General features: G+C 72.2%; 24 protein-coding genes and 1 tRNA gene. 11 read left to right on the forward strand and 14 right to left on the reverse strand.

Translation table 11 applies throughout. The features are described 5' to 3' along the window. Positions 1 to 227: 227 nt before the first annotated feature. On the reverse strand, positions 228 to 1,364 hold the full coding sequence (locus tag HNR21_RS05225; RefSeq protein WP_312880852.1) for a methyltransferase: 1,137 nt from the start codon (positions 1,362 to 1,364) through the stop codon (positions 228 to 230). A gap of 425 nt (positions 1,365 to 1,789) precedes the next feature. On the opposite strand from HNR21_RS05225, the gene HNR21_RS05230 reads away from it, so the two are divergent. Next, positions 1,790 to 2,788 carry a DUF418 domain-containing protein gene (locus HNR21_RS05230; protein WP_182704288.1) on the forward strand — a complete coding sequence of 333 codons (999 nt, stop codon included), beginning with the start codon at positions 1,790 to 1,792 and terminating at the stop codon, positions 2,786 to 2,788. Between the two features lie 70 nt (positions 2,789 to 2,858). Here the strand turns inward: HNR21_RS05230 and HNR21_RS05235 are convergent, their stop codons facing one another. Next, the gene (locus tag HNR21_RS05235) at positions 2,859 to 5,165 is read right to left on the reverse strand and encodes a HelD family protein (protein WP_182704289.1); all 2,307 of its coding nucleotides are present in this window, start codon (positions 5,163 to 5,165) and stop codon (positions 2,859 to 2,861) included. A 522-nt stretch (positions 5,166 to 5,687) separates the two neighbouring features. Here HNR21_RS05235 and HNR21_RS05240 point away from each other — a divergent pair. The 6 genes from HNR21_RS05240 to HNR21_RS05265 all read left to right on the forward strand — a co-directional run bounded on the left by HNR21_RS05240 (position 5,688) and on the right by HNR21_RS05265 (position 10,874). Next, complete coding sequence (locus HNR21_RS05240) at positions 5,688 to 5,924, forward strand: hypothetical protein (RefSeq protein ID WP_119731509.1); 237 nt, start codon at positions 5,688 to 5,690, stop codon at positions 5,922 to 5,924. Positions 5,925 to 5,977: 53 nt separating this feature from the next. After that, the gene (locus HNR21_RS05245; protein WP_182704290.1) at positions 5,978 to 6,295 is read left to right on the forward strand and encodes a YciI family protein; all 318 of its coding nucleotides are present in this window, start codon (positions 5,978 to 5,980) and stop codon (positions 6,293 to 6,295) included. Between the two features lie 257 nt (positions 6,296 to 6,552). Then, a complete protein-coding gene (locus HNR21_RS05250; RefSeq protein ID WP_182704291.1) occupies positions 6,553 to 7,539 on the forward strand; it encodes an NUDIX hydrolase in 987 nt (328 codons plus the stop codon). Positions 7,540 to 7,727: 188 nt separating this feature from the next. Beyond that, a complete protein-coding gene (locus HNR21_RS05255; RefSeq protein WP_182704292.1) occupies positions 7,728 to 9,191 on the forward strand; it encodes a multicopper oxidase family protein in 1,464 nt (487 codons plus the stop codon). A gap of 99 nt (positions 9,192 to 9,290) precedes the next feature. Next, positions 9,291 to 10,259, forward strand: a complete 969-nt coding sequence (locus HNR21_RS05260; RefSeq protein WP_182704293.1) for a GlxA family transcriptional regulator — start codon at positions 9,291 to 9,293, stop codon at positions 10,257 to 10,259. A 6-nt stretch (positions 10,260 to 10,265) separates the two neighbouring features. Next, positions 10,266 to 10,874: a DJ-1/PfpI family protein gene (locus HNR21_RS05265; RefSeq protein ID WP_182704294.1), complete on the forward strand. Its 609-nt coding sequence runs from the start codon at positions 10,266 to 10,268 to the stop codon at positions 10,872 to 10,874. Positions 10,875 to 10,983: 109 nt separating this feature from the next. Here HNR21_RS05265 and HNR21_RS05270 read toward each other — a convergent pair whose 3' ends face one another. Beyond that, positions 10,984 to 11,844 carry an aldo/keto reductase gene (locus tag HNR21_RS05270; protein WP_182704295.1) on the reverse strand — a complete coding sequence of 287 codons (861 nt, stop codon included), beginning with the start codon at positions 11,842 to 11,844 and terminating at the stop codon, positions 10,984 to 10,986. 229 nt (positions 11,845 to 12,073) lie between these two features. Between HNR21_RS05270 and HNR21_RS05275 the strand changes: the two genes are divergently transcribed. Together HNR21_RS05275 and HNR21_RS05280 are read left to right on the forward strand one after the other, a co-directional pair. Beyond that, positions 12,074 to 12,943, forward strand: a complete 870-nt coding sequence (locus HNR21_RS05275; protein ID WP_182704296.1) for a helix-turn-helix transcriptional regulator — start codon at positions 12,074 to 12,076, stop codon at positions 12,941 to 12,943. Positions 12,944 to 13,311: 368 nt separating this feature from the next. After that, entirely contained in the window at positions 13,312 to 14,253 is a 942-nt protein-coding gene (locus tag HNR21_RS05280) for a DMT family transporter (RefSeq protein WP_182704297.1), read from the forward strand. Between the two features lie 216 nt (positions 14,254 to 14,469). On the opposite strand, the gene HNR21_RS05285 is transcribed toward HNR21_RS05280, so the two are convergent. Beyond that, positions 14,470 to 15,261: an SDR family NAD(P)-dependent oxidoreductase gene (locus HNR21_RS05285; RefSeq protein WP_182704298.1), complete on the reverse strand. Its 792-nt coding sequence runs from the start codon at positions 15,259 to 15,261 to the stop codon at positions 14,470 to 14,472. 59 nt (positions 15,262 to 15,320) lie between these two features. Further along, on the reverse strand, positions 15,321 to 15,632 hold the full coding sequence (locus tag HNR21_RS05290; RefSeq protein WP_182704299.1) for a hypothetical protein: 312 nt from the start codon (positions 15,630 to 15,632) through the stop codon (positions 15,321 to 15,323). Between the two features lie 211 nt (positions 15,633 to 15,843). Between HNR21_RS05290 and HNR21_RS34580 the strand changes: the two genes are divergently transcribed. After that, positions 15,844 to 15,963 (forward strand): DLW-39 family protein, encoded by a 120-nt coding sequence (locus HNR21_RS34580; protein ID WP_233358839.1) that lies wholly within the window; start codon positions 15,844 to 15,846, stop codon positions 15,961 to 15,963. Positions 15,964 to 16,176: 213 nt separating this feature from the next. On the opposite strand, the gene HNR21_RS35020 is transcribed toward HNR21_RS34580, so the two are convergent. Next, the gene (locus tag HNR21_RS35020) at positions 16,177 to 17,205 is read right to left on the reverse strand and encodes a peptidoglycan-binding protein (RefSeq protein ID WP_246441969.1); all 1,029 of its coding nucleotides are present in this window, start codon (positions 17,203 to 17,205) and stop codon (positions 16,177 to 16,179) included. Beyond that, complete coding sequence (locus HNR21_RS05305; RefSeq protein ID WP_182704300.1) at positions 17,205 to 17,378, reverse strand: SH3 domain-containing protein; 174 nt, start codon at positions 17,376 to 17,378, stop codon at positions 17,205 to 17,207. Before HNR21_RS05305 ends, HNR21_RS35020 begins: the two co-directional genes overlap by 1 nt. A gap of 351 nt (positions 17,379 to 17,729) precedes the next feature. On the opposite strand from HNR21_RS05305, the gene HNR21_RS05310 reads away from it, so the two are divergent. Then, positions 17,730 to 17,802: transfer RNA gene (locus HNR21_RS05310), tRNA-Ala, on the forward strand. Between the two features lie 59 nt (positions 17,803 to 17,861). On the opposite strand, the gene HNR21_RS34585 is transcribed toward HNR21_RS05310, so the two are convergent. From HNR21_RS34585 to HNR21_RS05350, 7 genes are all read right to left on the reverse strand, one after another. Beyond that, entirely contained in the window at positions 17,862 to 19,217 is a 1,356-nt protein-coding gene (locus tag HNR21_RS34585) for a tyrosine-type recombinase/integrase (RefSeq protein ID WP_220500041.1), read from the reverse strand. Then, positions 19,217 to 19,474 (reverse strand): excisionase family DNA-binding protein, encoded by a 258-nt coding sequence (locus HNR21_RS05325; protein WP_182704301.1) that lies wholly within the window; start codon positions 19,472 to 19,474, stop codon positions 19,217 to 19,219. The genes HNR21_RS34585 and HNR21_RS05325 overlap by 1 nt, the downstream gene beginning before the upstream one ends. Beyond that, complete coding sequence (locus HNR21_RS05330) at positions 19,471 to 21,120, reverse strand: replication initiator (protein ID WP_182704302.1); 1,650 nt, start codon at positions 21,118 to 21,120, stop codon at positions 19,471 to 19,473. The genes HNR21_RS05325 and HNR21_RS05330 overlap by 4 nt, the downstream gene beginning before the upstream one ends. Beyond that, positions 21,117 to 22,598: an FtsK/SpoIIIE domain-containing protein gene (locus HNR21_RS05335; protein WP_312880854.1), complete on the reverse strand. Its 1,482-nt coding sequence runs from the start codon at positions 22,596 to 22,598 to the stop codon at positions 21,117 to 21,119. Before HNR21_RS05335 ends, HNR21_RS05330 begins: the two co-directional genes overlap by 4 nt. A gap of 76 nt (positions 22,599 to 22,674) precedes the next feature. Beyond that, the gene (locus tag HNR21_RS05340) at positions 22,675 to 23,097 is read right to left on the reverse strand and encodes a plasmid replication, integration and excision activator (RefSeq protein ID WP_182704303.1); all 423 of its coding nucleotides are present in this window, start codon (positions 23,095 to 23,097) and stop codon (positions 22,675 to 22,677) included. Positions 23,098 to 23,202: 105 nt separating this feature from the next. Beyond that, the gene (locus tag HNR21_RS05345; RefSeq protein ID WP_182704304.1) at positions 23,203 to 23,934 is read right to left on the reverse strand and encodes a GntR family transcriptional regulator; all 732 of its coding nucleotides are present in this window, start codon (positions 23,932 to 23,934) and stop codon (positions 23,203 to 23,205) included. 364 nt (positions 23,935 to 24,298) lie between these two features. After that, on the reverse strand, positions 24,299 to 24,622 hold the full coding sequence (locus tag HNR21_RS05350) for a hypothetical protein (protein WP_182704305.1): 324 nt from the start codon (positions 24,620 to 24,622) through the stop codon (positions 24,299 to 24,301). Positions 24,623 to 25,051 lie beyond the last annotated feature (429 nt).

The following is a 25,051-nucleotide window of genomic DNA, read 5'->3' on the forward strand; positions in this document are numbered from 1 at the left end:
CAGGTGAGCCGGCCCCCGTTCCGGCTCACCTGTGTGAGCGCCGAGCCGGAACCGGAAAGGCCCAGTGGTCCCATCCCCCCGGTCACCCGCCATCGGGTGTGTCCTCACTGGGTGCGCACGACGTTAGCCCCGTGCCGGCCCGCGGGTTCACAGAGACGGCGACGCGGTCGATGAACGGTCAACTCCCTGCGACCAACGGTAAGTGACGTTCAATAAACGCACCGTGATCAGACGGTCAGTCGCCACAGGGAGGTGGTCTCCGCCGCCCGCGCCAGGTGCAACGGGTCGTCGGGGTCCTGGACCTTGGGATGCCGGGGCCTGGTGTCCAGCCGGTCGGCCACGGTGAGGCCCGCGGCGTCGAACGCGGCCAGCAGTTCCGCACGGGACCGCAGGCCGAGGTGTTCGGCGATGTCGGACAGGATCAGCCAGCCCTCGCCGCCCGGCTCCAGGTGCTCGGCCAGCCCGGCGAGGAACCCGTGGAGCATCCGGCCCTCGTGGTCGTACACGGCGTGCTCGATGGAGGACGTGGCCTTGGCCGGGATCCACGGCGGGTTGCACACCACCAGCCGTGCCCGGCGGCCGGGCGGGAACAGGTCGGCCTGGACGATCTCCACGCGGTCGGCGAGGCCCAGCCGTCCGATGTTCTCCCGGGCGCAGGCCAGCGCCCGCGGGTCGGCGTCGGTGGCGATCACCTGGCGCACGCCCCGGCGGGCCAGGACGGCGGCGAGCACGCCGGTGCCCGTTCCGATGTCGAACGCGGGCGACGGATCCTCCGGCAGCGGGGCCTGCGCGACCAGGTCCACGTATTCGCCGCGCACCGGAGAGAAGACGCCGTAGTGGGGGTGGATCCGCTCGCCCAGCGCCGGCACCAGCACGCCCTTGCGGCGCCACTCGTGCGCCCCGATCAGGCCCAGCAGTTCGCGCAGGGACACCAGCGACGGCTCGTCCGCGGGCCCGTACGCCTCCAGGCACGCCTCCCGCAGGTCGGGGGCCCGGCGCAGCGGCACGCGGTAGTCGGCGTCGAGCGGGATCAGCAGCATGCCCAGGGTCCGCGCCCGCTGCCCCTGCGCCATCCGATGCAGGTGGAACGCCTGTGGATCCCCCAGGGCCGGGCCGGACCGCCGGCGCCGCCGGGACCGTTCGGCGCGCCGGGTCATCGCCTGCAGGAGCTGACGCGCGTTGTGGAAATCCCCGCGCCACAGGATCGCGGTGCCCTCGCAGGCCAGCCGGTAGGCGTCGTCCGCCTTCGTCCGGTCGTCGGCGACGACCACCCGCTTCGGCGGCGGCAGCCCCGACTCCGAACGCCAGCGCGCCGAACGGGCCTCCCCCGCCTCGGTCCACTGAACGTACGCGTACCTCTGCACACGACTCCCCGGTGCCGGTCGAGTTCCCGAACCTACCCCGCCTCCAGGCCCGGCGCACCCGTACCCTCGGTCGCCCGGCGGTGGGGCGGGGCGGTTGAATGGCGGGGGTGGACAACGTGGGGACCGGGCTGGGGACATCCGGTGGGTGAACGGGTCTTCCCGCTGGTCGGAGGGTGTGGACTCAGGTTGTCCACAGGCTGTGGACGAAGGTGGTGGGAGAGGTTGTCCCCAGATTCGTCCCCAGGGCGTTTTCCACGGGTGGACAACTGGCCTCGATCTGGGGACTCTCCTGGGGAAACGCGGTGGACGCCCGGGGCATCGCGCTGGTCGGCGGCGGTGGAAACCGACGACCCACAGGCTGTGGATAACGTGGGTCGGCGGGGCGACGGGCGAAGGCTGTGGACAACCGTCGAGCCGGTCGCGGGATGACGGCGCCGGAGCGGATCCGCGAGATCGACGCGGTGCGCGGGCTGGCGCTGTGCGGGATCCTGCCGCCCAACATCGTCGCCATGACCGGTGTCCACAGGGGCGCCCCGGTGGACCCGGGACCGGCGGCGCACGTCTACGAGACGCTGCTGCACCAGCGGTTCTTCCCGCTGTTCTCGTTCCTGTTCGGGCTCGGCTCGGTGCTGTTCCTGCGGTCGGCGCGGCTGCGGTCGGACCGGCCGCGGGACGTGCTGCTGGCCCGGTTCGGGTTCCTGGTCCTGTTCGGCGTCGCCCACCAGATGCTGCAGCCGAACGAGATCCTGCTCCCCTACGCCCTCGCCGGGATCGCCGTCGTCCTGCCGGCCTCCTGGCTGCCCCGCTGGGCCACGCTGGTCTGCGGGATCGCGTTCACCGCCGCGTCCCTGGCCATCGACCAGGGCGGCATCACGCTGATCCCCGGGCTGTTCCTGCTGGGGATGGCCGCCGCCGAGTACGACCTGCCGGACCTCGCCGGTGAACGCGGACGGTCCCTGGCGGTCGTGTTCGCGGTCACCGGCGCGGCGGCGATCGCCCTGAACGTCTGGCAGATCGCGGGCGGCGGGGCGGCGTTCGACACCCCGCTGCCCGCGACCGCCGGGGTGGTCACGGCGGCGGCCTACGCCACCGGCCTGCTGATGCTGCTGCGCGTCCCCGGCCTCGGCGGAGCCCTGTCGTTCGTCCTCGAACCGCTGGGCAGGCTGGCGCTGACCAACTACATCACCGCGTCGGCGCTGATACTGGCCGCCGACGCCCTGCTCGACCTCGGCGAACGTCCCCGCGTCACCGCCGCTGCGGGCACCGCGCTGGCCATCCTCGCCCTCCAGACCGCCTTCAGCAGGCTGTGGCTGCGGCGGTTCCGCCAGGGCCCGCTGGAATGGGTGTGGCGCTGCCTGACCTGGTGGCGGCTCCTCCCCAACGCCCTGCCATCAACTGGTGGACGAACCGCGGGAACGGGCTGACGGGCGATCGTCCCCGAGGCCGCCGCTGGTCGTTCACCGCTCGGCGCGGCGGCCTTCGAGGGACTGCCGGTCAGCGGGAACGCAGGCCGGCCAGGGGCGCGGGCAGGGGACGGTCGGGGGTGTGGACGATGCCCAGGCGGCGGGTCGCCCGGGTGAGGGCCACGAAGAGGTCGTTGGGGCCTCGGGGGCCTTCGGCGAGGATCTCGGCGGGCTCGACGATGACGACGGAGTCGAACTCCAGGCCCTTGGCCTGGGCCACGGTCAGGTACACCACCTGTTCGCGCAGGTCGGGGTCCTCGTGGGCGAGCGCCTTGGAACGGCCGGACGGGACGATCACGGCCAGGTGGCCCTGCCCCAGGAGGGCGACCTCGTCGGCGACGACGGCGTTCAGGCGGTCGGCGAGCTCGGCGGCGGGGACCTCCAGACGCCACGGGGTCTCGCCGATGCGGCGTACCGAACGGGGCTGCTCCTCCACCGGGGCGCCGGTCAGCTCGGCGTGGACCCGCGTCGCCACGTCCATGAACTCCGCGGGCATCCGGTAGTTGACGGTGAGGCGTTCCAGCCGCCAGCGGCCCGGGACGTGCGGCTCCAGCACCCGTTCCCAGGAGGACGCGCCGGCCGCGTCGCCGGTCTGGGCCAGGTCGCCGACCAGCGTCATCCAGCGGGTCGGGCAGCGGCGGAACAGCAGCCGCCAGGCCATCGGCGACAGCTCCTGCGCCTCGTCCACGATCACATGACCGAACGCCCAGGTCCGGTCGGCGGCGGCGCGTTCCGCGGTGGTCCGCAGGTCCCGTTCGTCGTGCCGGGCGGCCAGGGTCTCGGCGTCCACCAGATCGCCCGGCGTCAGCGCGGCCTCCTCGTCGCCCTCCAGGTCGATGGAACGGGACCCGTGCGCCACGTCCAGCACGCCCTGCGCGTACGCGACCCGGCGGCGGTGCTCGGCGGCGGCCCGGGCCCGTTCCGCGCGGTCGTCCCTGCCGAGCAGTTCGGCCGCCTCGTCGAGCAGGGGAACGTCGGCCGGGGTCCACGGCGCGGACGGGTCCCGTTCCAGGAGGGCGCGTTCGCGTTCGGTGAGACCGGGCGCGGCGGAGGCGAGCCGTTCGGGGGAGGCGTACAGGTCGGCGAGCAGCCGCTGCGGGGTCAGCTCCGGCCACACCTCGTCGAGCGCCGCGTGAACGGCGGGGTCGTGCCGCAGGTCCTGGCGTATCGCCGCAACGTCCTCGGCGTCGAAGAGGTCGGTGGGCGGCTCCTCGCCGGGCTCCAGATCCAGGTCCGCGATGACCTCGGGCAGCAGGATGCTCTCGTTGAGGCGGTCGGCGGCCTGCCGGGCCAGCGCGTCCAGGACGGCGTCGACGAAGTACGGCCGTGCCAGGTTGTGCGGCAGGCGGGTGCGGCGTGCGCGTTCGCGGGCCGGCGCGCAGGTGTCGTGGTCCAGCACCAGCGTGCCCTGCGCGGTCTCGATCTCCAGGGGCTCGTCGGGCGCCCGCTGCCGGTCGCGTACGGCCCTGGCGACGACGTCGACCATCTCCTGACGGCCCTTGATCGCGGCGGCCTCGGGATGCTCGACGCCACCGGCCTCGACGCCCGGGAACAGGCCGCCGATCGTGGACATCAGCACGCCGGTCTCGCCGAGGCCGGGCAGCACGTCCTCGATGTAGCTCAGGAACGTGGGGTTGGGGCCCACCACCAGGACGCCGCGCTTGGCCAGCAGGTCGCGGTAGGTGTAGAGCAGGTACGCGGTACGGTGCAGGGCCACCACGGTCTTGCCGGTGCCGGGGCCGCCCTGGACCACCAGCACACCGCGATGGCCGGAACGGATGACGGCGTCCTGCTCGGCCTGGATGGTGGCCACGATGTCGCCCATGCGGCCGGTCCGGTCGGCCTTGAGCGCGGCCATCAGCGCGGCCTCGCCGGTCAGTTCGGTCTCGCCGGTCCGCCGCGCCTCGTCGGGGTCGAGGAACTCGTCGTTGATCTCCACCACCCGGCGGCCCTGCGTCCGGATGTGGCGGCGGCGCGTCATGCCGTGCGGATCGAGCGCGGTGGCCAGATAGAAGGGCCGCGCGGCGGGCGCCCGCCAGTCGATGAGCAACGGCTCGGCGTCCTCGCCCGCGGAGTCCTCCGCGGGCAGCCCGATCCGCCCGACATAACGCCGCCGCCCGTCCCGCAGATCGAGCCGCCCGAAACACAGTCCGTGCTCGGCGGCGGCGAGGCGGGCCAGCCGTTCGGTGTACCGGGACGCCGCCGCCTCCCGGTCCCACTGTCCCTGGTGTCCTCCTGCGACCTGCCGCAACGTGCCCGCCAGCCGTGCGGAGACCTCCCGCCGCAGCCCGTCGAGCCGCCGGTAGAGACGCGACACGTACTCCTGCTCGCGTCCCATTTCGGCATTCGACAATTTCCCCTCCAGGTGATACAATGAAAGTGGATAAGGGAGTCCGCTTTTCTTCTCCGAATCGACAAGAATAGCATTTTCTGGACTTCCCGGCGACCATTCGCCGTCGCCCGAGCCCCGCGGAATCAGTGAATCTCCGCCCGCTCGTCCTTCGTTACGTCCGGTTCCGGCCACCCGGGTTCGTCGCCGGTGGCCCGCCGTCGTGCACGTCGGGACGCCGAGGTGATCCCGCCATCCGGCGGGCGCCGCATCGTGCCGGGCCGGGCCGGGCCGCGGTCGCGCTCGTGGCGGTGCGCGTTCCGTTCCGCCGGCTCCCGCCGCCCGCGCCGATCACGGCGTCCGGCGGTGCGAGCCGGGCCGCGTTCGAGGCGGATCCGGCGTCCCGGCCGGAAACGACGACGTCCGTGGGGCGTGCCGTGCGGAGGCCGCCGGACTCGGGGAACGGGAGTGGAGCGACACGGCCGCCGGCAGTCGAATGCCAGTTCGAGCCTTCGATAGGGTCGGATGCTCATGGGGCATCTGTTCAACGAGTCGATCCGTGCCGAGACCGACTCCTCGGGGAGGCTGACCGCCTACGAGTGGCGGGGGGCGCGCTACACCGTCCACGAGATCCTGAAGGCGTACGGTGGCGCCGACGATGCCCGCATCTACCGGGTGCGCGTCCGCGGCGAGGACACGTCCGTCGCGGTGGCCGAGCTCGCCCACGCCGCCAACCACTGGCGCCTGCGCCACCTGTTCTCCGCCTGAACGCCACGGGCGCTCCGGCGGGTCCCATGACGGGGGCACATGAGGAAGGTCGGATGCTGCATCTGCTGTGCCTGCGGTACACGGGGCCGGAGCAGGAGGCCGAGCCGTTCGTCGCCGCTCATGTCGAGTTCCTGGAACGCCACCATCGCGCCGGGACGTTCCTGGTGTCCGGGCAGACGGTGCCCGCGGCCGAGGGCGGTGTGATCGTGGCCTGCGGCATCGACCGTGCCGCCGCCGAACGGATCGCCGCCGAGGACCCCTTCGTCGTGGCCGGGGTCGCGGCGTACACCATCACCACGATCGATCCGGGACGGGTGCATCCCGCGCTGGCGGCCGTGCTCGGCGTCGACGCCTCCCGGGTGCGCGGCTGAGGCGGCCCCCCGCACCTCGGTGAGGCGTTCGTCCGAGCATGGTGCCGGTGCTGTGGGGCGGTGGCCGAACGACTGGAGCGCCGAAGTCCGTCGTCAGGGCCTCCCGATGGCCTGAGCGTGCCCGGTCCGCGCAACGCGTGTCCCGGCGGGACCGTCCGGGGAGCAGGTGATCGTTCCCAGATGCCGAGGAAGTTTCGCACAGATACCCTGTACGAAGGTACGTACATCGGCGGTGGACGGAAGGGGCGGGCGTGGGTGTGGAGCGGGTTCGGCGGGGTGACGGGGGCGAGGATCTCGTCATCCGGCTGGACGATGTGCAGGCCGCGTTGGTGGGGGCCGACGGGGTGGCCATGGCGGGGGAGCTGTGGCGGGTGCTGGCGGCCTTGGCGGCGATCCGGATCGGAGCGTGGGACGGGTCGCCGGACGTGGCGCGGGCGCTGGAGTCGCGGGAGGAGACGGCCGGGGACCTGGCCGCCCGTCAGGCCGACACCGTGTACCAGATCGAGCAGGGGCTGATGCCCCGGCTGGAGGCGATCCGGGCGCTGGCGTTGCGGGCGCTGCGGGCCGGGGGCGCCTCGTACGCGGAGCTGGCGGCGGCCATGGGGGTGTCGCGGTCGACGGCCCAGTCACGGTGGGCGCGGATCGCCTCGACCGAGCATCCCGCCGAGGAGTGGGCCCGGAGCGGCAGTCCGTTCCCGCAGGCCCCGGCGCCCGGCGGGCCGGTGTGCGACCACCGTTCGGTCGGGATCGACATCGTCCGCGGTGACGGGGCCCGGCTGATGCTGGAACGGGTACGGCCCCCGTTCGGGATCGCGCCCGCGGCCGGGCACGTGGACGACCACGGCACCCCGGAGGACGCCGCGCGGGCGGAGACCGGCGAGGAACTGGGGCTGACGGTCGTGTCGCTGCGGCCGCTGACCGGCGGGTGGCTGCCCAACCGCTGCCGCCGCCGGGTCGCGCCCGGCCGGCGGACGGGGCACGACTGGAGCATCTACGCCGCCACCGTCACGGGCGACCTGGCCCCGGGCACCGACGAGGCCCGCAACGTGGGCTGGCGCACGCCCGCCGAGATCCAGCGCCTGGCGGAACGCACCGTCGCCCACGCCCGCGGACGGATCTCCGCCATCGACTTCAACGACGACCCGGGACTCGAACCGGTGTGGGTCCACTGGTACGCCCGCCTCGGCGTCATCGACGTCACCGAGGCCGACCTGGAGGCCGTCACCCGCCTGTTCACCGGCTGAGCGCGGATCCGGAAGTCCCGCGCGCGACCGGCCGGGGAACCATGGCCGGTCCAGGGAGCGCGCCGGCGCGATCAGCCGTGCCCCGCCCGGCGCCGGGCCGCTCGGGCCGGATATTCCCGCCGGGATGAAATGTGAAGAAAATCCGATGATGTTGCCTTCGTCGGCGCTGCTCGCGAAGATGATCAGTTGTGCTTCGTCGACGTTTTCTTTCCATCACCGCGCTGTCGACCCTCACCGCGGCCTGCGGATCCGGATCGGACTCCGGATCCGCGTCCCGGAACGCGGAGAAACTGACGTTCCGCAATCCGCTGCGCATACCGCCGCTGCTCCAGCCCGAGCGCGACAAGAACGGTGTGCGGAAATTCGCGCTCACCATGCAGCAGGGCCGGACCGGCATCCTGCCGGGCGTGCAGACGGCCACCTGGGGGTTCAACGGAACGTTCCTCGGGCCCACGCTCCGCGCGGCCCGCGGGGACACCGTCCAGATGGCGGTGACCAACCGGCTGGGAGAGGCCGGCACGGTGCACTGGCACGGGATGCGGCTGCCGGCGAGGATGGACGGCGGCCCCCACCAGCAGATCGAGCCGGGCGCCACCTGGACGCCGCAGTGGACCATCGACCAGCCCGCGGCCACCTCGTGGTACCACCCGCATCCGCACGGCAGCACGGCGGCGCACGTCTACCGCGGTCTGGCCGGCATGTTCATCGTCGACGACGACGAACGCCCGGAGTTGCCGTCCGAATACGGTGTCGACGACATTCCGCTGATCCTGCAGGACAAGAAATTCGCCCGGGACGGCGCGTCGTTCAGCGGAGACCCGCTCAAGGGCACGTTCGGCATCCTGGGCGACCACATCCTGGTGAACGGGACGTACGACCCGTTCCTGCGGGTGCGGACCGAGCGGGTGCGGTTCCGGATCCTCAACGGGTCCAACGCCCGGATGTACCACGTCGGGTTCGCCGACCGGCGCCGGTTCCACGTGGTCGGCAACGACGCCGGGCTGCTGGCCGCCCCGGTCACGGTGGACAGGCTGTCCCTGACCCCCGGTGAGCGGGCCGAGATCGTCGTGGCCTTCACCGCCGGGGAACAGGTCGTCCTGCGCAGCTTCGGCGGCGACGCCGACATCGACGAGGGCGACCTGGACCTGCTGAAGATCGTCGCGGCATCGCGGCTGGAGAGCTCTCCCGCCGTGCCGGGCCGGCTGGCCGACCTCACCCCGATCCAGCCTCCCCCGGGCGCCCGGGTACGCCGCTTCCGGCTCAACGGCCACGACGCCATCAACGGCAGGGAGATGGACATGACCCGGATCGACGAGGTGGTGCCCGCGGGCGCCGTCGAGATCTGGGAGATCGAGAACAACGTCTACGCCCACAACTTCCACATCCACGAGGTGGCGTTCCGGGTGCTGGACGTGAAGGGATCACCGCCACCGGCGTACGCGAGCGGCCACAAGGACACCGTGTACGTACCGTCGAAGTCGACCGTGCGGCTGGCCGTCCAGTTCGGCCACCACACCGACCCCGCCTCCCCGTACATGTACCACTGCCACATCCTGCGGCACGAGGACTCCGGCATGATGGGCCAGTTCGTGATCGTCCAGCCCGGCACCGAACACCAGGTGCCCCGCACCATCCACGGCGGCCACCACTGAACCCTTGCGGACGCGTTCGCGGGCGGCGGGCTTCGGATGGCGTGATCTGTGGGATGCGTGTCGTTGACGCCATCGGCGGTGGGCCCCGAGGGTGGAGGCGTGGATCAGCGCCGCGTCGTCTTCGTGATCTTCGACGGATTCCAGTCCCTCGACCTGGTCGGCCCGTACGAGGTGTTCCAGCACGCGGACCGGTTCGCGGGAGGCTATGCCTGCCAGGTCGTGGCGTCCCGCCCGGGACCGGTGCGGACCGAGAGCGGCCTGCCGGTGCACGCCGCGCACGGTGTGGCCGAGCTGGACGCCGGCGGTGTGGACACGCTCGTCGTGGCCGGTGGATCGGGAGTCGACCGGGCCCGGCACGATCCTGAGCTGGTCGCCTGGATCTCCGCCGCCGGGGCCGGGGCCCGCCGGGTCGCCTCGGTGTGCAGCGGGGCCTTCCTGCTCGCCGCCGCGGGCCTGGCCGGCGGGCGCCGGGTGACGACGCACTGGGCCCGTGCGCGGCAGCTCGCCCGGGAGCATCCGGACCTGCGGGTCGACGTCGATCCGATCTTCGTCAGGGACGGGCGGGTGTGGTCGTCGGCCGGGGTGACCGCCGGGATGGATCTGGCGCTGGCGCTGGTGGAGGACGACCTGGGGCGGGAGGTCGCGCTGACGGTCGCCCGCCACCTGGTGATGTTCCTGCGCCGCCCCGGCGACCAGTCGCAGTTCAGCGTGGCCCTGTGGTCGGCGCAGCCGTCCAGCGACCCGATCCGCGCCGCGGTGGCGGCGATCCACGCCGATCCGGGGGCGCGGCACGGCATCACCGACCTGGCCGGTCGTGCCGGGCTCAGCCCCCGGCACCTGCAGCGCCGGTTCACCGCGGAGCTCGGCGTCCCGCCCGGCGCCTACGTCGAGCGGGTCCGGGTGGAGGCGGCCCGGCGGGCGCTGTCCGAAGGCGACGACCCCGTCGAGGCGATCGCGCGCCGGTGCGGTTTCGGCACGGCCGAGACCCTGCGGCGCACGTTCCACCGGCATCTGGGCGTCGCCCCGTCCGACTACCGCGACCGCTTCCGGTCGACCCTCAGAAAGTGAGCCCCCATGACCACCTATGGCCTGCTGCTCTTCGACGACGCCGAGGAGCTGGACTTCGCCGGCCCCTGGGAGGTGTTCACCACCTCGTCGGTCCTGCGCGGCGGCGCCGACACGGCGGTGCTCATCGCCGAGCGGCCCGAGCCCGTACGCTGCGCCAAGGGCCTGCGGGTCCTGCCCGACCACACCCTGGACGACCATCCGCCGATCGACGTGCTGCTGGTCCCGGGCGGCCGGGGCGCCCGGGAGGTCCAGCCGTACAACCCGGCGGTGACCGGGTGGATCGCCGCGACCGCCGAGCGGGCCGCCTGGGTCGGCAGCGTGTGCACCGGCGCGTTCCTCGTCCACGCGGCGGGGCCGGGGCGCGGGCGGCGCATGGCCACGCACTGGGAGTACGAGGACGCCCTGGAGGCTCGGGGCGAGGTCACCGTCGTGCGCGACGCCCGCTACGTCGTGGACGGGAACCTGGTCAGCAGCCAGGGCGTGTCCGCCGGGATCGACAGCGCCCTGTGGCTCGTCGGCCGCCTGCACGGCCGCGACCACGCCCGCGCCGTCCGCCGCCAGATCCAGTACGACCCCGCCCCGCCGTACCTCGCCGACGAACCCCTCACGGCCTGACCACGGGACGGCCGACCGTTCCTGAGCGGCGTCGCCGTTCCGCGGGCGGTCTTCGGCGGCGGACCCGGCCGGCCATCGCGTGGCGGCCGGCCGGGTCCGGTCGTACGGGTCAGGCGAGGGAGGACAGGCGGTCGACCTCCTCAGGGACGAGGGAGATCGTGGCGGCGGCGAGGTTGTCCTCCAGGTGGGCGACCTTGGAGGTGCCGGGGATCGGGAGCATGACCGGGGAGCGGTGCAGCAGCCAGGCCAGGGCGATCTGGGCCGGGGTGGCGTTGTGGCGTTCGGCGGCGTTGTCCAGCGCCCCGCCGGGGGCGGCGAGCTTGCCGGTGGCCAGCGGGAACCAGGGGATGAACCCGATGCCGTGCTTCTCGCAGTGCTCCAGCACCGGCTCGTGGTCGCGCTGGGTGAGGTTGTAGAGGTTCTGCACGCTGACGATGTCGACGATCGCGCGGGCGGCCTCGATCTGCTCCACGTCGACCTCCGACAGGCCGATGTAGCGGATCTTGCCCTCGTCCCGCATGTCGCGCAGTACGCCGATCTGGTCCTCCAGCGGCACCTTCGGATCGATCCGGTGCAACTGGTACAGGTCGATCCGCTCCAGCTTCAGCCGCCGCAGGCTCATCTCCACGCACTGCCGCAGGTACTCCGGCCGCCCCACCGGCTGCCAGATGCCCGGCCCCTGCCGGGTGAACCCGCCCTTGGTGGCGATCACCAGGCCGTCCGGGTACGGGTACAGCGCCTCGGCGATCAGGTCCTCGCTGACGAACGGCCCGTAGGAGTCGGCCGTGTCGATCAGGTTCACGCCCAGCTCGACGGCCCGCCGCAGCACCCGGAGGGCCTCGTCCCGATCCTCCGGCTCTCCCCACACCCCGGGCCCGGTGATCCGCATCGCCCCGAAGCCCAGCCGGTTCACCGGCAGGGCGCCGCCCAGCGCGAACTCACCACTGGCCGCGGCCGGCTGCTCGGTCATACGCACCTCCTCGTGACATCACCGCCCCATTCTCCCCGCCGCCTCCCGGCCACCCTTCCCGGCACCGCGCACCCGAAGCAACGGCCGTACCCCCGGTCCGGCCGGCGAAGGCCCACGAGCGGGACGCACGGAGCCGTCGTGTGCCGGTGATGCGTGCCGCGTCCGGTCTGGTCGAGAGGCGGATTGTCATAGGGCGGGGATAGCTTGGGCCAAGGTCGAGGGGAGCTGTATGGGCGCACCGGTGGACCGTGCGGTCTGGAAACGGATCGAGGGCATCCAGGGGGAGCCTCTCGACCTGATGGCGATACGCCTCGGCAGGAGCCACTACGCGCCGCACACCCATGCCGAGTACGCGATCGGGGCGTGCACCGACGGGGTCGAGGTCATCCGCTACCGAGGGGAACGCCACTACTCCGACCCCGGCAGCCTGGTGGTCATCGAACCGGACGAGCCGCACACCGGAGGGCCCGCGATCGACGGCGGCATGGCGTACCGGGTCGCCTACCCGGCCGGTTCGCTGTTGCTGGACGGCGCGGGCCAGCCGGCGGAACGGCCGCCGCACTTCCGCGATCCGATCATCGCCGATCCCGGGCTGGCCGAACGCCTCCGCCAGGCGCACAGAACGCTGACCAGGGGCGACGATCCCCTGGAGGGCGAGATCAGGCTGCTGTCGGTGCTGAGCGACCTGGTCCACCGCCATGCCACCTGGGTGCGACCCGTTCCCCGGCGGGACGCGCGCGACTGCCGGCGCATCGCCACCGCCGTCATGGAACGCCTCTCGGCCGACGTCACCGACCCGCCCACCCTCGCCGAGATCGCCACCGCCCTGCAGATGTCGCGCTACCAGGTGCTCCGCGCGTTCCGGAACGCCATGGGCATGCCCCCGTACGCCTGGCTCGCCCAGTACCGCGTCCACCAGGCCCGCCTCCTGCTGGAACGCGGCCACCGCCCGGCGGACGCCGCCGCCCTCACCGGCTTCGCCGACCAGGCCCACCTGACCCGCTGGTTCCGCAAGGTCCTCGGCGTGACCCCCGGCACCTTCCGCGCCGGCATCACCCCCGGCACGCCGTGCCCCTCGGCACCGGCATCCTTCGACTAGGACCCAGTGCGGCGTCCTGGCCGCCGCCGAGATCCACCGGACGGGCTCCAGGGCATGTCCGGTGGATCCCGGTGCCGGCGGGTGCACCGCACCGGGCGGCCTCCGCTCGTTGTCGCCACCCGGAGAGCGCCCCACAAGATCCGCCGGACACGGCCTGGGTCTTCGCGGCTGCCGGGTCGGAGAGAGCGAGCCCGGCCGGACCTTCGGGGCCCGGTGATTCGGGGGCGGGGAGCGCGGGCCGGCGGAGGGGCGCAACGACGTTCAAGACATTGGGGACGGATCGGGCGACGGTGGGTCGGGCTGCCCGGGTCATGGGTATGCGTGCGTCGTGCCGTCCGCCGGGCGGCACCGTCTGATCGGGGAGGACCGTGAGCCGCCGAGGCTGGGTGCTGTTCGCGCTGATGAGCGTGATCTGGGGCGTTCCGTACCTGATGATCAAGGTCGTCGTGGAGGGCGGCGTCTCGGTGCCGGTGCTGGTGTTCGCGCGGTTCGCGGTCGGGGCCGCGGTGCTGCTGCCGCTGGTGTTGCGGTCGGTCGGGGCGCGCGGGCTGCGGGACATGGTCCGGCGGCACTGGCCGATGCTGGCCGCCTTCGCCATGCTGGAGATGATCGTCCCCTGGTGGCTGCTGTCGGACGCCGAACGCCGGCTGACCAGCTCGATGACCGGGCTGCTGATCGCGGTCACGCCGATCATGGCGGTGCTGGCGGGGCGGCTGACCGGCGGTTCGGAACGGATCGACGGCCGGCGGTGGACGGGCCTGGTGATCGGGCTCGCCGGCGTCGCCGTGCTGGCCGCACCCGAACTGCGCGGCGGGGACACCTGGGCGATCATCGAGGTCCTGCTGACCGCCTGCGGATACACCCTGGGCCCGCTGCTGGTCGCGCGGCGCCTGGCGGACGTGCCCGGCCTGCCGATGACCGCGGCCTGCCTGACGTTCGGCGCCCTGCTGTACGCGGGCCCGGCCGCCGCCACCTGGCCGGACGCCATGCCCTCCGGCCGTGTCCTGGCGGCGCTGGCGGGCCTGGCGGTGATCTGCACGGCGCTGGCGTTCGTGATCTTCTTCGCCCTGATCCGGGAGGTCGGTCCGGCCCGGGCGCTGGTCTTCACCTACGTCAACCCGGCGGTGGCGGTGCTGGCCGGGGTCGTCCTCCTCGGCGAACCCCTCACCCTCACCATCGTGCTCGCCTCCGTCCTCATTCTCGGCGGCTCGATCCTGGCCATGACCAGGCAACCCGCGGAACCCCCCGCCCCGGCGGAGGTCCCCGTGCCCGTCGCCGACCCCTCCCCGGCCGACCCGTCCCACCGCTGACCGCAAGGTTCCACGTGGAACATCCGCCCCGCCGGGCCGTATCGCTGAAATGCCCGCACGGCGGCCGTGGCCGGCGGATCTCGCAGGTGCCGCGCTCGGGCGGCGGCAGCGAGCGGAGGACGCCGGAAACCGCTGGAGGCACTCGGCGGACAGAACGCCCGATGCGGCATATCCGCCCACGTGAGATCCACTGGACGGACCTCAAGGTGGGGGCGTTCAGCGTTTGTCGCGTTGGCCCTCGGCCAGGGCGGCGGTGATGCGGGTGCCGCCGGCGCGTCGCTGGGCCCAGGCGTTCAGGCCGGGGGACAACTGGGCGATCAAGGCGCCTGCGCGCAGTGCGAGGGGCGCCACGTCGACCTCGGCCCGGTTGCGTTCCACCGCGTGGAGCGTTGCGCGGGCGACGTCCTCGGGGGAACGAGTGCCGATGCCGCGGGGCAGGGTGACACCGGCGTCGGCGAACATGCCGGCGTCGCGGATGAAGCCGGGGAAGACGGTGGAGACGCCGACGCCGTGCGGCCGGAGCTCCTCGCGGAGGGCCAGGGCGAACCCGCGCATCCCGAACTTGGTCGCGTTGTAGAGCGAGGCCCCGGCGGACGCCGACTTGCCCGCCAGCGACGAGATGAACACCAGGTGCCCGCGCCCCCGTTCGGCCATGGCCGCACCCGCCTGCCTGGCCAGAACGATCGGGGCGCGCAGGTTCACGTCCAGGGCCCGGTCGATCTGCTCCACGGTGAAGCCCGACAACTCCCCCGACGCGGGCAGCGCCGCATTGGCGATCAGGACGTCGATCTCGCCGACCCGGTCGAGCAGCGCTTCGGCGGCCCGGCGGTCGGCCAGATCGGCGGCCACCGCCTCACCGCCGACGCGTTCGGCCAGGGGCTCCAGCACGTCCGTGCGGCGTCCGGTGAGGACCAGCCTCGCCCCGCGTTCGGCGAACGCGAGGGCCAGCGCCTGCCCGATCCCTCCGGTGGCCCCGGTCAGCAACACCCTGGCACCTCGCACGTCCATGGGCGCGATGATCGCATTCCGTCCGGCCCGTTCGCCACGTACCGCTGGAGCCGGCCGGCTCACCAGCCGATGCGCCAGAGAAGGAGGATGAGGGCGCACAGGACCAGGACGACGGCGCCCAGGGCCTCTCCACCCAGGTAGAACAGCAGGGCGCAGCCGCCGCCGAGCAGGGCGGAGACCGCCAGGAGGGCCCGGCCGCCCGGACGGCGATCGGTGGAGTCGTCCACCGGGGCGTCCGGAGCGTTCTCCGGCTTGGGCCGGGCCGGAAGCGGAGGGGGAACGGGCGCACCGGTGTCCAGGGGGTCGGGCGAGGGCGGGAGCAGGCCCCGCAGCTCGGACTCCCAGAGGTCGAAGTCGTCCTGCACGCCCATGGGACTTCCTGACCTTCGCGTCGGCAACAGTCCCGTTATCGCCCCTGATCAGGCATTCCACACTCGCTGACCATGGGAAGCCCGGCACGTGGGGTGAAATTGGGCCACGGGGTGCGGAGACGCCCGTCCCGGTTGCTAGGCTGCGGAGAGCCCGTGGAAGCGCTCTCCTGCCATCCCGGGCCGGCATTGTCGAGGTGAAGGGGTCCGCACCGTGAAGAAGCTGATCGTTCTCGCTGTCATCGCTCTCGGCGGGCTGGTCGTGTGGCGTCGCCTGCAGCAGGACCGCGCCGAGCTGGACCTGTGGACCGAGGCCACGTCCTCCGACAGCTGACCCTGCTCGGGGGACGCCCCGGCATCCGCATGACGGACGGCCCGTTCACGGACGGTGGGCGCGCACGGACGCGCCGGTCCGCCGTACGGGCCGTGCAACTGTGACGACGCCTTGCCGGTGAGGCTGATCCACCGGCCGTTCCACGCCTGCACCCATCCAGACCCCGGCGCTCGCACCGGGACCTGGATGGGTGGCGCGCGGCTCGAAGGTGCCTCAGTCGATCGGCGCCTCCCAGGTCAGCCGCCAGGTCTCCGGGCCGACGACCCCGTCCACCTCCAGGCCCTTCTCCTCCTGGAACGCCCGGCAGACCTCCTCCGAACGCGGCCCGTAGGCCCCGTCCACCGTGATCCGCCAGCCGCGCTCGGCCATCCGGGCCTGCCAGCGGCGGACGTCGTCCCCGGTCATCACCGGGGGCTGGGTGATGTACCGGCCGGGCCACGGCGGCGCGGACGCCGGCGGGGTGGACGGTTCGGGCGCGGGCTTGCTCGGGGCGGGCTGCGGCGGCTCCTGGCCCAGCTTCCTGGCCAGGGCCACGGCGCTCTGCGGCCCGTACCTGCCGGTGACCTCGGAGACGATGTCGGGGTGGTCGGCCTGGAGCTGCCTGACGGCGGCCTCGGTCTCGTCGCCGAACTGGCCGTCCACGCCGTAGCGGGGCAGCTTGTATCCGGCCTTGAGCAGGGCGCTCTGCAGGTCGCGGACCCTGTCGCCCTCGTCGCCCCTGGACAGCACCGGCTCGCCCGCCGGCACCTTCCCGTTCCACTTGTAGTCGTCGGCGCCGTACGCGGGCCGGCCGTAGCCGGCGATCACCGCGGCGGACCGGATGCGGCGGCGGACCGCGTCCCCGGTGTTGCCCTCGATGGTCTGCACGCGCCCGTCGCCGAGCACCTTCTCGATGATGCCGACGTGGTCGATGGCGCCGATCGTGTTGGACTCGCCCCAGTCGAAGAACACGATGTCCCCCGGCTTGGCGCGGTTGAGGTTGGCCACGGTCCCGCTGTGCCAGCGGCCGATCTTCTGGAAGTCCTGGGCGTGCCACACCGTGTAGGCGCGGTCGCCCCCGGGCAGGACGGCGGCCCGGTTGCCGCTCTTGCGCGCCCAGTAGGTGACGGCCATGTCGCACCACGGGGCGGACAGGAAGTCGTTGCCGTGCCGTGCCGCGTAGTCCCGGGTGATCCTGTTGGGGCGGCCGGCCAGCCCGATGTCGGCGCGGGCGGCCGCCAGCATCCCTGCTGCGGTGCCCATCAGCCGGCCACCTCCTCGCCGCGGAAGAACCCGTCCGCGTCGGGCTCGCCGTACAGCTCCCGCAGGACCTGTTCCTCGTCCGGCTCGGTCGCCCGGTGGGCGTCCGGATGGACGTCCACCTTGTCCATGTGCAGGATCTCCTCCGAGCCCTGCGACTCGTTGGTCTGGGGCATTCTTTCGTTCTCCTGATGTCGGGGGGTTCGGCGGCACGGCGCGCGACGAGCGGACCGGCGCGACATGCCGCCCTGTCCTCAGGGGCCAAACGCCCGATACGATGTGCCCAGCGGCAGCCGGAACACGCCTGTGTCGACCGGTACGCCCCTCGGCCGCGCGAACTACATGCGGCACACCTCCCGGCCATCATCCGGCCACAGCGGGTGACCTGTCAGTAGAATCCGGCAACTCGGACTCTGCCGCCACATCGTTCTCCCTCTCCCCACCACCCGCCTCCGCCCCGGTCAGCCGCCTCACGGTGTACGATCGATCGCGGTTCTCCAGCTCACGACCCCGACCGCGAGAACCAGGGGGCCTTAGCTCAGTTGGCAGAGCACCGGCTTTGCAAGCCGGGTGTCAGGGGTTCGAATCCCCTAGGCTCCACCTGCGACAACGCCCCCATCCGGATCATGGACGGGGGCGTTCGTGCCATTAACGTGCCATTAGCCCACCGGCGCCAGCACACCGGCCGCGCCGTCCTCATCACCGTCACCGTCACCGTCAGCGACCGCCGCCGCCTCGATCTGGGCGTCCAGCGATGCCGCGATGGCCTTGTCCGCCTCCGACGTGGCGTGCTGGTAGATCAGCGCCGCCCGCACCGAGTCGTGACCCATCCGGCGCATCAGGTCCCGCAGGCTCGCACCGCTCCGAGCGGCGATCGTGTTGCCGGTATGCCGCAGGTCGTGGAAGTGCAGGCCCGGGACGCCGAGCGCCGCCACCGCCTCACCCCACCGGGACGCCCGCCGGAAGTTGCCCCGCCGCAGCACACCACCGTTCGCCCCGGTGAACACCAGCGCCGCCGGATCGTCGGCGGTGTACCGGTCGAGGTGATCGCGTATTGCCGGAACGATGCCCGCCGGGAAGACGACGGTACGGGCACCGGCACGGGACTTGGTCGGCCCGAGCACCAGGTCCCCGGAGTCCATCTCCAGGTATTGCCGCCGTACCGTCACCGTCCGGGCCGCCAGGTCGATGTCCTGACGCTGGAGCGCCACCGCCTCACCCCAACGCAGACTCGCGAACGTGGCCAGCAGGACCAACGCCCGGAACCGATCATCACGGCGAACGTTCGCCTCCCCCTTGTCGGCCAGCTCGGAGAGCATCTGTTCGGCCGCCGCCTTGCTCGTGAAGGTGGTCGGGAAGGCGCGCATGGTCGATCCGTCCGGGAGCTGGTAGCGCAGCCGGTAGGCACCCGAGGGCAGCTTGCGGACATTGCCGACCGGCCGCCGGCCGATCCGGTCCGCCAGCTCGAACACCTGGGGAACGGTCAGCACCGGCCGCTCATCCGGCTTTTCATCACCGGCACCGCGGATTCGGCACGGGTTGCGTGGGATGATCCGGTCGTCTTCGGTCGCCGTGGTCAGGACCGCGCGCAGCAGCCGGTACGCCTTGGCGGTCACCGAAGCCGACACGCCCTCACTGAGCAGCGTCATACGCCACTCCCGGATCATGGGAGTGCTGAGCTTGCCGAGCGCGATGCCGCCCAGGTGGGGCGCGATGTGCCGACTCAACAGCCGCTCGTACAACTCCACCGTGCGGGGACGCAGGCCGGGACGCTGTTCGATCCACTTCGCGGCGTAGTCACCGAGCTTGACTTTTGCTCGGTCCGGGTCCGTCCACTCCCCGTTGAGAATCTGCGCCTCGACAAGGGTCAGGTACCGATCAGCGTCGCCCTTGGTGGCGAACGTGCTGGGAGCGGTACGCATCTTGCCGTCCGGCCCCGGATACCGGGCTTGGTAGCGCCCTGACGGCAGCTTGCGGATATTGCCGAAACGCCGGTGGCCCGCCCTGTTGGCCATCAGGCCGCCCTCCAGACATCGGACGCCGTCAGAGGCTCCACCACACCGCCGGCGATGAACTCACGAAGCGCCGACTCGGGGATGCGGACATGCCCGCGCTTGCCCTCCTCACCGAGCCGAACGAACCGGATCCGCCGCTCCGCGATCAGCCGCCGAGGGAACCGCTCGGAAGTGTTGAGCAGTTCAGCCGCCTCCGCCACGGTCAGCAGCCGATCACCGGGCGGGAGAGGGTTGGTCTTCGGGGGGTTGCTGGTCACGCTGCCTCCGGAGTTGCCGAAAGTTGAGTGGCCATCTGTGTCGCTTGGTCGAGTTGCCGTCGTCGTTGGATGCGTTCGTCGATCAGGTGCAGCAGCCGTTCATCCAGCGGTCTGACGTCCGGGTCGCCGGGTCCGGCGCGTTCCCAGGCGTAGACGCCGTCCGCGTCATCGGGCCGGGCCACGGGGATGCCGGCTTCGGCGAGGCGTGCGAGGACCCAGGCTTTGCGGTCGGCCTTGTGGTCGGCCAGGGTCTTGCCGGACCACTTGCGGGAGACCAGGACGCGCCGGCCTCCGTAGCCGAGGTGTTCACGGCGGTGGGCCTTGCCCTTGCAGAAGCCGGGGACCAGGCCGGGCCGGGGGTTCTTGGGCTGGATGCCGTAGCGCAGCCAGTTCGCGCACGTCGGGGAGCACGGCTCATACCGCAGGGCGTCGGCCAGCCGGTCGACGTGCGCGCGCTGGGCTTCGGTCTCGGCGGTGTGGCATTCGGCGACGTTCTTGACCAGGTACTTGGTCAGGTAGCCGATGCAGCGCCGCGCGTCCGGAGTGTCCGCCAACACCCCCTCGGCGTGGATCTGGGGGCCGAAGCGGACCACGTGCAGCGGCTCGGCGTCCGGGTCCTCCCAGATCGCGTCCAGGGCGTCATCCCAGGTGGGCAGCACCTCCCCGGTGTCCGGGTCCACGTAGCCACCCGCCCCGTCGTCACCGGCCGCCGCGTCCCAGACGGGAAGCCGCCCGTTCGGGTAGACGACGGTGTCGGTGGACGGCCACCACACTTGGTGGTAGGTGGCCGCCGCCACCCGCCGGAGGTCGGCGCGGGAGATGGTGCCGCGAATGGCCATGTGCAGATGCGGAGCCAGCCGGCGTTGCGGCTCCACGGTGGCGAAGTACTGCACGTCGTAGCCGACGAAGCGGCGCAGGTTCTGCACGAACCGGTCGATGAGCTTGGAGAAGTGCAGCGCGTCCCTGGCCGCCCGCCGGTAGTCGTAGGTGGCCGGGTCCACCGGGGTGCCGTCCGCCCGCACCTTGCCGTAGCTGTCGAGGGTGAGGGTCAGGAAGATCGACGGCCGGAACGTTCGGCCACCCTTGCCGAGGAACGTCCGCCCGACCGTCCGGTTTTCGACTGGCCGGCGGGGCAGGTCGGGCACGTCTTGGCGGCGGCGGGTGGAGCGGGTCCGCCGGGAGCGCTGGTCGCCGGTGCGGAGCCTGCCCGCGACGCCGGTGCGTTCGATCTCCCGATCGAGTTCCAGCAGCAGCCCGTCCCACCAGGCAAGGTCCCCATGCTCGTCCGGTCCGCCCGCCTCGACCGCATCCCGCCGGGCCTGGGCCTGGGCGCGCAGTTGCATCAGGTGGCGTTGTTCGGCATCCGGGTCGGCCCGCTCGATGACGGGTTCGGTGTCGAGGTGCCAGCCCTGGGCGCACTGGACGGCGCGGAGTTTGCGCTTGCGTTCGGCGCACGAGGGGCAGACCGAGGCGAGGGTGTGCCCGCAGGGCACGTCGAAGCGTTCGCTCTCGCCGGTGGTCAGGTTGACCCGCCGCATCGGGACCGGCCGGATGCACACCCCGTGCTCGACCGCCACCGCCTTGACGACCTCCCGCGCCAGCGGGGCCAGCGTCTTCACCGGAGCCGGAGCAGTCTCCGCCGTCATGCGGCCTCCGGCCGGTAGGTGCCACCCGACAGGGCGTAGGCGACCATCTGCCGGATGTCCTCGTCCGAGACGTACGCCGCGCGTACCCGCACCGGGTCCGGACTCGTTTCCAGCCGGACGAACCCGACGCCGGCCCCGACCTCCGGAACGGTCGAGATCTGGTCGGCCAGTGCGCCCCGGTCCCGTGCCCCGTCGCCCAGGACCATGTCCACCTGTTCGTCCTCATCCAGCCGCAGCGCGATCCGGTCCGGGAACAGGTTCCGCAGGTTGTTGACCTCTTTGCGGGCGTCCTGCTGGGCGCCGAGCACGCAGTAACCCACCGACCGGCCCTGCGAGGTGAGGATGGCCAACGCGGATTCGGCCCGCTTGCGCAGGTCGCGTTCGGGGCTGTAGGCGGTCAGGAACGCCAGCTCATCCACCACGATCAGCCGGAACGGATGCTCCACCGAGGGGACGAACGTGCGGGTGTGGCCGGCGAACTGGTCGGCGCGGGCGTTCATGTCCGCCGCCGCCTCCTCCAACAGGGCGACCATGCCACCGCCAGGGTCGGAGGAGTAGTGGCCGAACCGCTCGAACAACGGGCGGCCATACGAGAGTTCCATCCGTTTGGGGTCGATGGCCCAGACCTCGACCAGCCCGGCGACCATCAGCGGCAGCACGGCGCGGATCACCGACCACAGCACCGAGCCCTTGCCCGACCCGGTGGCCCCGGCGACGAGAACGTGGGTTCCCAGCAGCCGCAGCCGCCACGGCGAGCCGTCCTCCTGACGCCCGATCTCCACCGCCCGCAGGTCCACCGCCGCCGCGTCCGGGATCGGCAGCGCCGGAATCGGCGCGGCCAGGGCATCAACGCGGACGCACTCCAGCCAGATCCGGCCGGGCCGATCCCCGTCACGGACCCGGACCAGGGTCGCGCCGAAACCGTGCGCCAGATTCGGGGCGACCTTCTCCCAGGCGTCGGGAGCCTGCCCCTTGAGCATCTGCACCAGCAGCCGATCCGACGCCGGGCCGCACTCGATGCGCCGCAGGGTCGGCAGGTACTCGCGGCCACGGTGGGTCTTGGTCAGTCCGGCGGTGACGAGGACCGGTTGCCAGTGCCGCCGGTACACCCACCAGCCCCGCCACCGCGACCACGCCGGACGGTAGACCCGGCGCACGAACGAGGCCCGATCCACCGCCGCCCACACGCCCAGGCCGACCGCGACCAGGACGCCGACGAGGGCGGGCACGTGCCAGCCGTACCGCCAAGCCAGCCAGCCGGCCACCACCACGGCCCCGAAGACGAGGGGGTGGCGCAGGCAGAACACCACCGCGCGGGCCAGGATGCGCAGCAGGTTGACCAGCAGGACCAGGCCCTCGGGCATGTGCCAGACCGGCGGCGCCCACTTCGGCGCCGCGAACGGATCCCGTTGGGCTTCTACGGCGACGTTGTCGCCCGGCTTGACCTTGCGGAACTCCCACGCCATACGCTTGTTCACCTCTTCACTTCTGCACTGGTTGGGGAGAGAACCGGGGCGGCTGGAGGGACCAGCTCCAGCCGCCCCACCTCGCGGACTAGGCCGCGTCCTTACCGGCCGGGCGAGCGCGCCCCGTGCCGCTGGGGGCCTGGACGCCGGTGGCCCGGTAGGAGTAGGCCACCCGGGTGATCGGCTCGCCCTGGGCATTCCTGCCGACCACCTCGACGTAGGGGGTGACGGTCAGGCCGGTGAACTCCACCGGACGGAACGGCCCCGCCACCGCCTCCGGCAGCACCGGGCACTCCCGCGCGATGACCCGCACCCGGATCGCCGACGCCTTGTGCTTGGCGGCCGGGTCGGCGTCGTACACGTCCACCACCCACACCGGCAGGCCGGTGTCCTTGTCCACCTCCGGCCGCTTGGTCTCGTAGTTGGTCAGCGGCTCCGCCGGCCCGGTCGCGTAGACGCCGTGTGGGAACACGTGCCCGAACTCCACCGGGATCCGCCCCTGAATCGCCATGCGATCACCTCCACAGAATCTGACTCGACTACTCGTATTATCGAGTTATCAAGCAGCATATGTCTAAGTTATTAAGCTGAATAGTTCAGGATTGTGTGATGTAGATCACAGTGGGTAGGTGTCTTCGAGGTCGTGCAGGAAGCCAGGCAGGGTGACCTCCACGACCAGCACGGTCCGGCCAGTGGTGTCCACCACGGAGGCCAGGACGCCGAGGACCGGCTCATCGGGGGCGAGCTGGAGCAGGTCGGCCTCCTGCTCGGTGGCGCGGCGGGCGGTCAGCGTCTCGACCACCCGCGCCAGCCGCTCCCCGGTCCCGGCGGTCAGCAGTCGCCGCAGCGGCACGGTGAGGGGTCGTTCGGGTTCCAGGCCCGCCGCCTTGGCCACGTCCAACGGAGCCCACAGCGACACCACCTCACTGGGCGTGGAGTCATCGAAGAACCCCACCGAGCGCCGCAGATGCGCCCGCGCCTCCTCGACCACGCCCAGCCGTCCGGCGACCCGCGTCGGTGCCGGCTCCGGGCCGACCTGGACCACCTTGAGGGGCAGTTCGGTCTCCTGCCGGTCCAGCACGGCCAGCGCGGGACGCCGGTCCTCGGGGCGGGTGTCGGCAATGGCTTTGACGAACGAGCCGCGTCCGTGCTCGCGTTCGATCTCCCCCAGCAGCGCCATCTCCTGCAACGCCCGCACCACCGTGGGCCGGGAGACGCCGAACTCGCGGATCAGCTCCGTCTCCGAGGGCAGCTTGGAGCCGATCGGATAGGCGCCGTCGGCGATCCGGCGCCGCAGCGTCTCCACGATCTGCACGTACTTGGGGACGAACGCACCACCGCCGGGCATACGGATCACCTGACCACTCGACAACACGAGAGCACCACCGTAACCAGCCACGCCCGCCCCGCACCAGCACCGAACACGTCACACCGACAGACGGCCCGCTGCCGGAACCATCAGCGCCCAGGCCCCCACGCCCCCGACCGATCCCGCACAGCCGCCGCACGCACCAACCCCGAACCCGCATCCGGAGCCATTTGCGCCGCCAACCTCTGCCGCGCGTAGGTCACCCGCTGCCCGGCAAGGCGGCGTTCCTCGGCGTTGACGACCTCGGAGGTCACCCACGGCCCGTACACCCGGATCACCGCCCGCAGAAACCACTCCTCGACCTCCGGTGCACTTGGACCAGGAGCAGCCGCCGCCCCGGTGCTCACCGCGCCGCCTCGACCTGGAGGGTGCGGGCGATCTCGTCGGCCACCGCCCGCGGATCATCCACCGCCCCGATCGTCCGGCCGCTGTCGGCCCAGGTGAACCACCAGCGGCCGTCCAGGAAGTCGCACCCCACCTCGACCGCCCGATCGGCCGCACCCTCGGCGATGACCCGCAGCACCGGCCCGCCGTCCCGGACGACGACACCGCAACCCAGACCGCCCCGCGCAATGAACACCGCATCCAACGCGGCCAGGTACAACCGGCGAGGCCCGAACGCCCCAGCCACGTTCGCCGCCGCGAACCGCTCCCGATCAAAACCCATGACACCCACTCCCCTTGATCGCCACAGAGCGGGAACCGGCGACGCCCCGGGAGTCCCCTCCGAGCACGGCCAGCCCGGAGGGCACAACCGCGCCACACCACCAGCACGCCGCCGGCCCCGCAGCCTCACGCCGCCGCAGCTCCCGACGACGGCGAACACCACCCACACGGAGACCGCCGACGCTCAGGCTCCGGCCCGTCACCACGGACTCGCCGCACCAGCAGGCCCCTACTCGCCGACACCCACTTCCAGCCGCGTCCTCGACAGGAAGGGCAGTCCGCAGCGCCTTGCCGCTTGTTCATCCGACCTCGCTAGGTCTGTCACCCGTCCGAGCTTGGAGACAAGAGTGGAGGCCAACTAAGACCGCTTGAAGGTCACTAATAGGACTTTAGAAGGACGTTAATAGGCCGATCCGGCCTCCCAAACACA

Origin of the sequence: Thermomonospora cellulosilytica (genome assembly GCF_014138835.1) — a bacterium.
Classification (GTDB): Bacteria; Actinomycetota; Actinomycetes; order Streptosporangiales; family Streptosporangiaceae; genus Thermomonospora; species Thermomonospora amylolytica.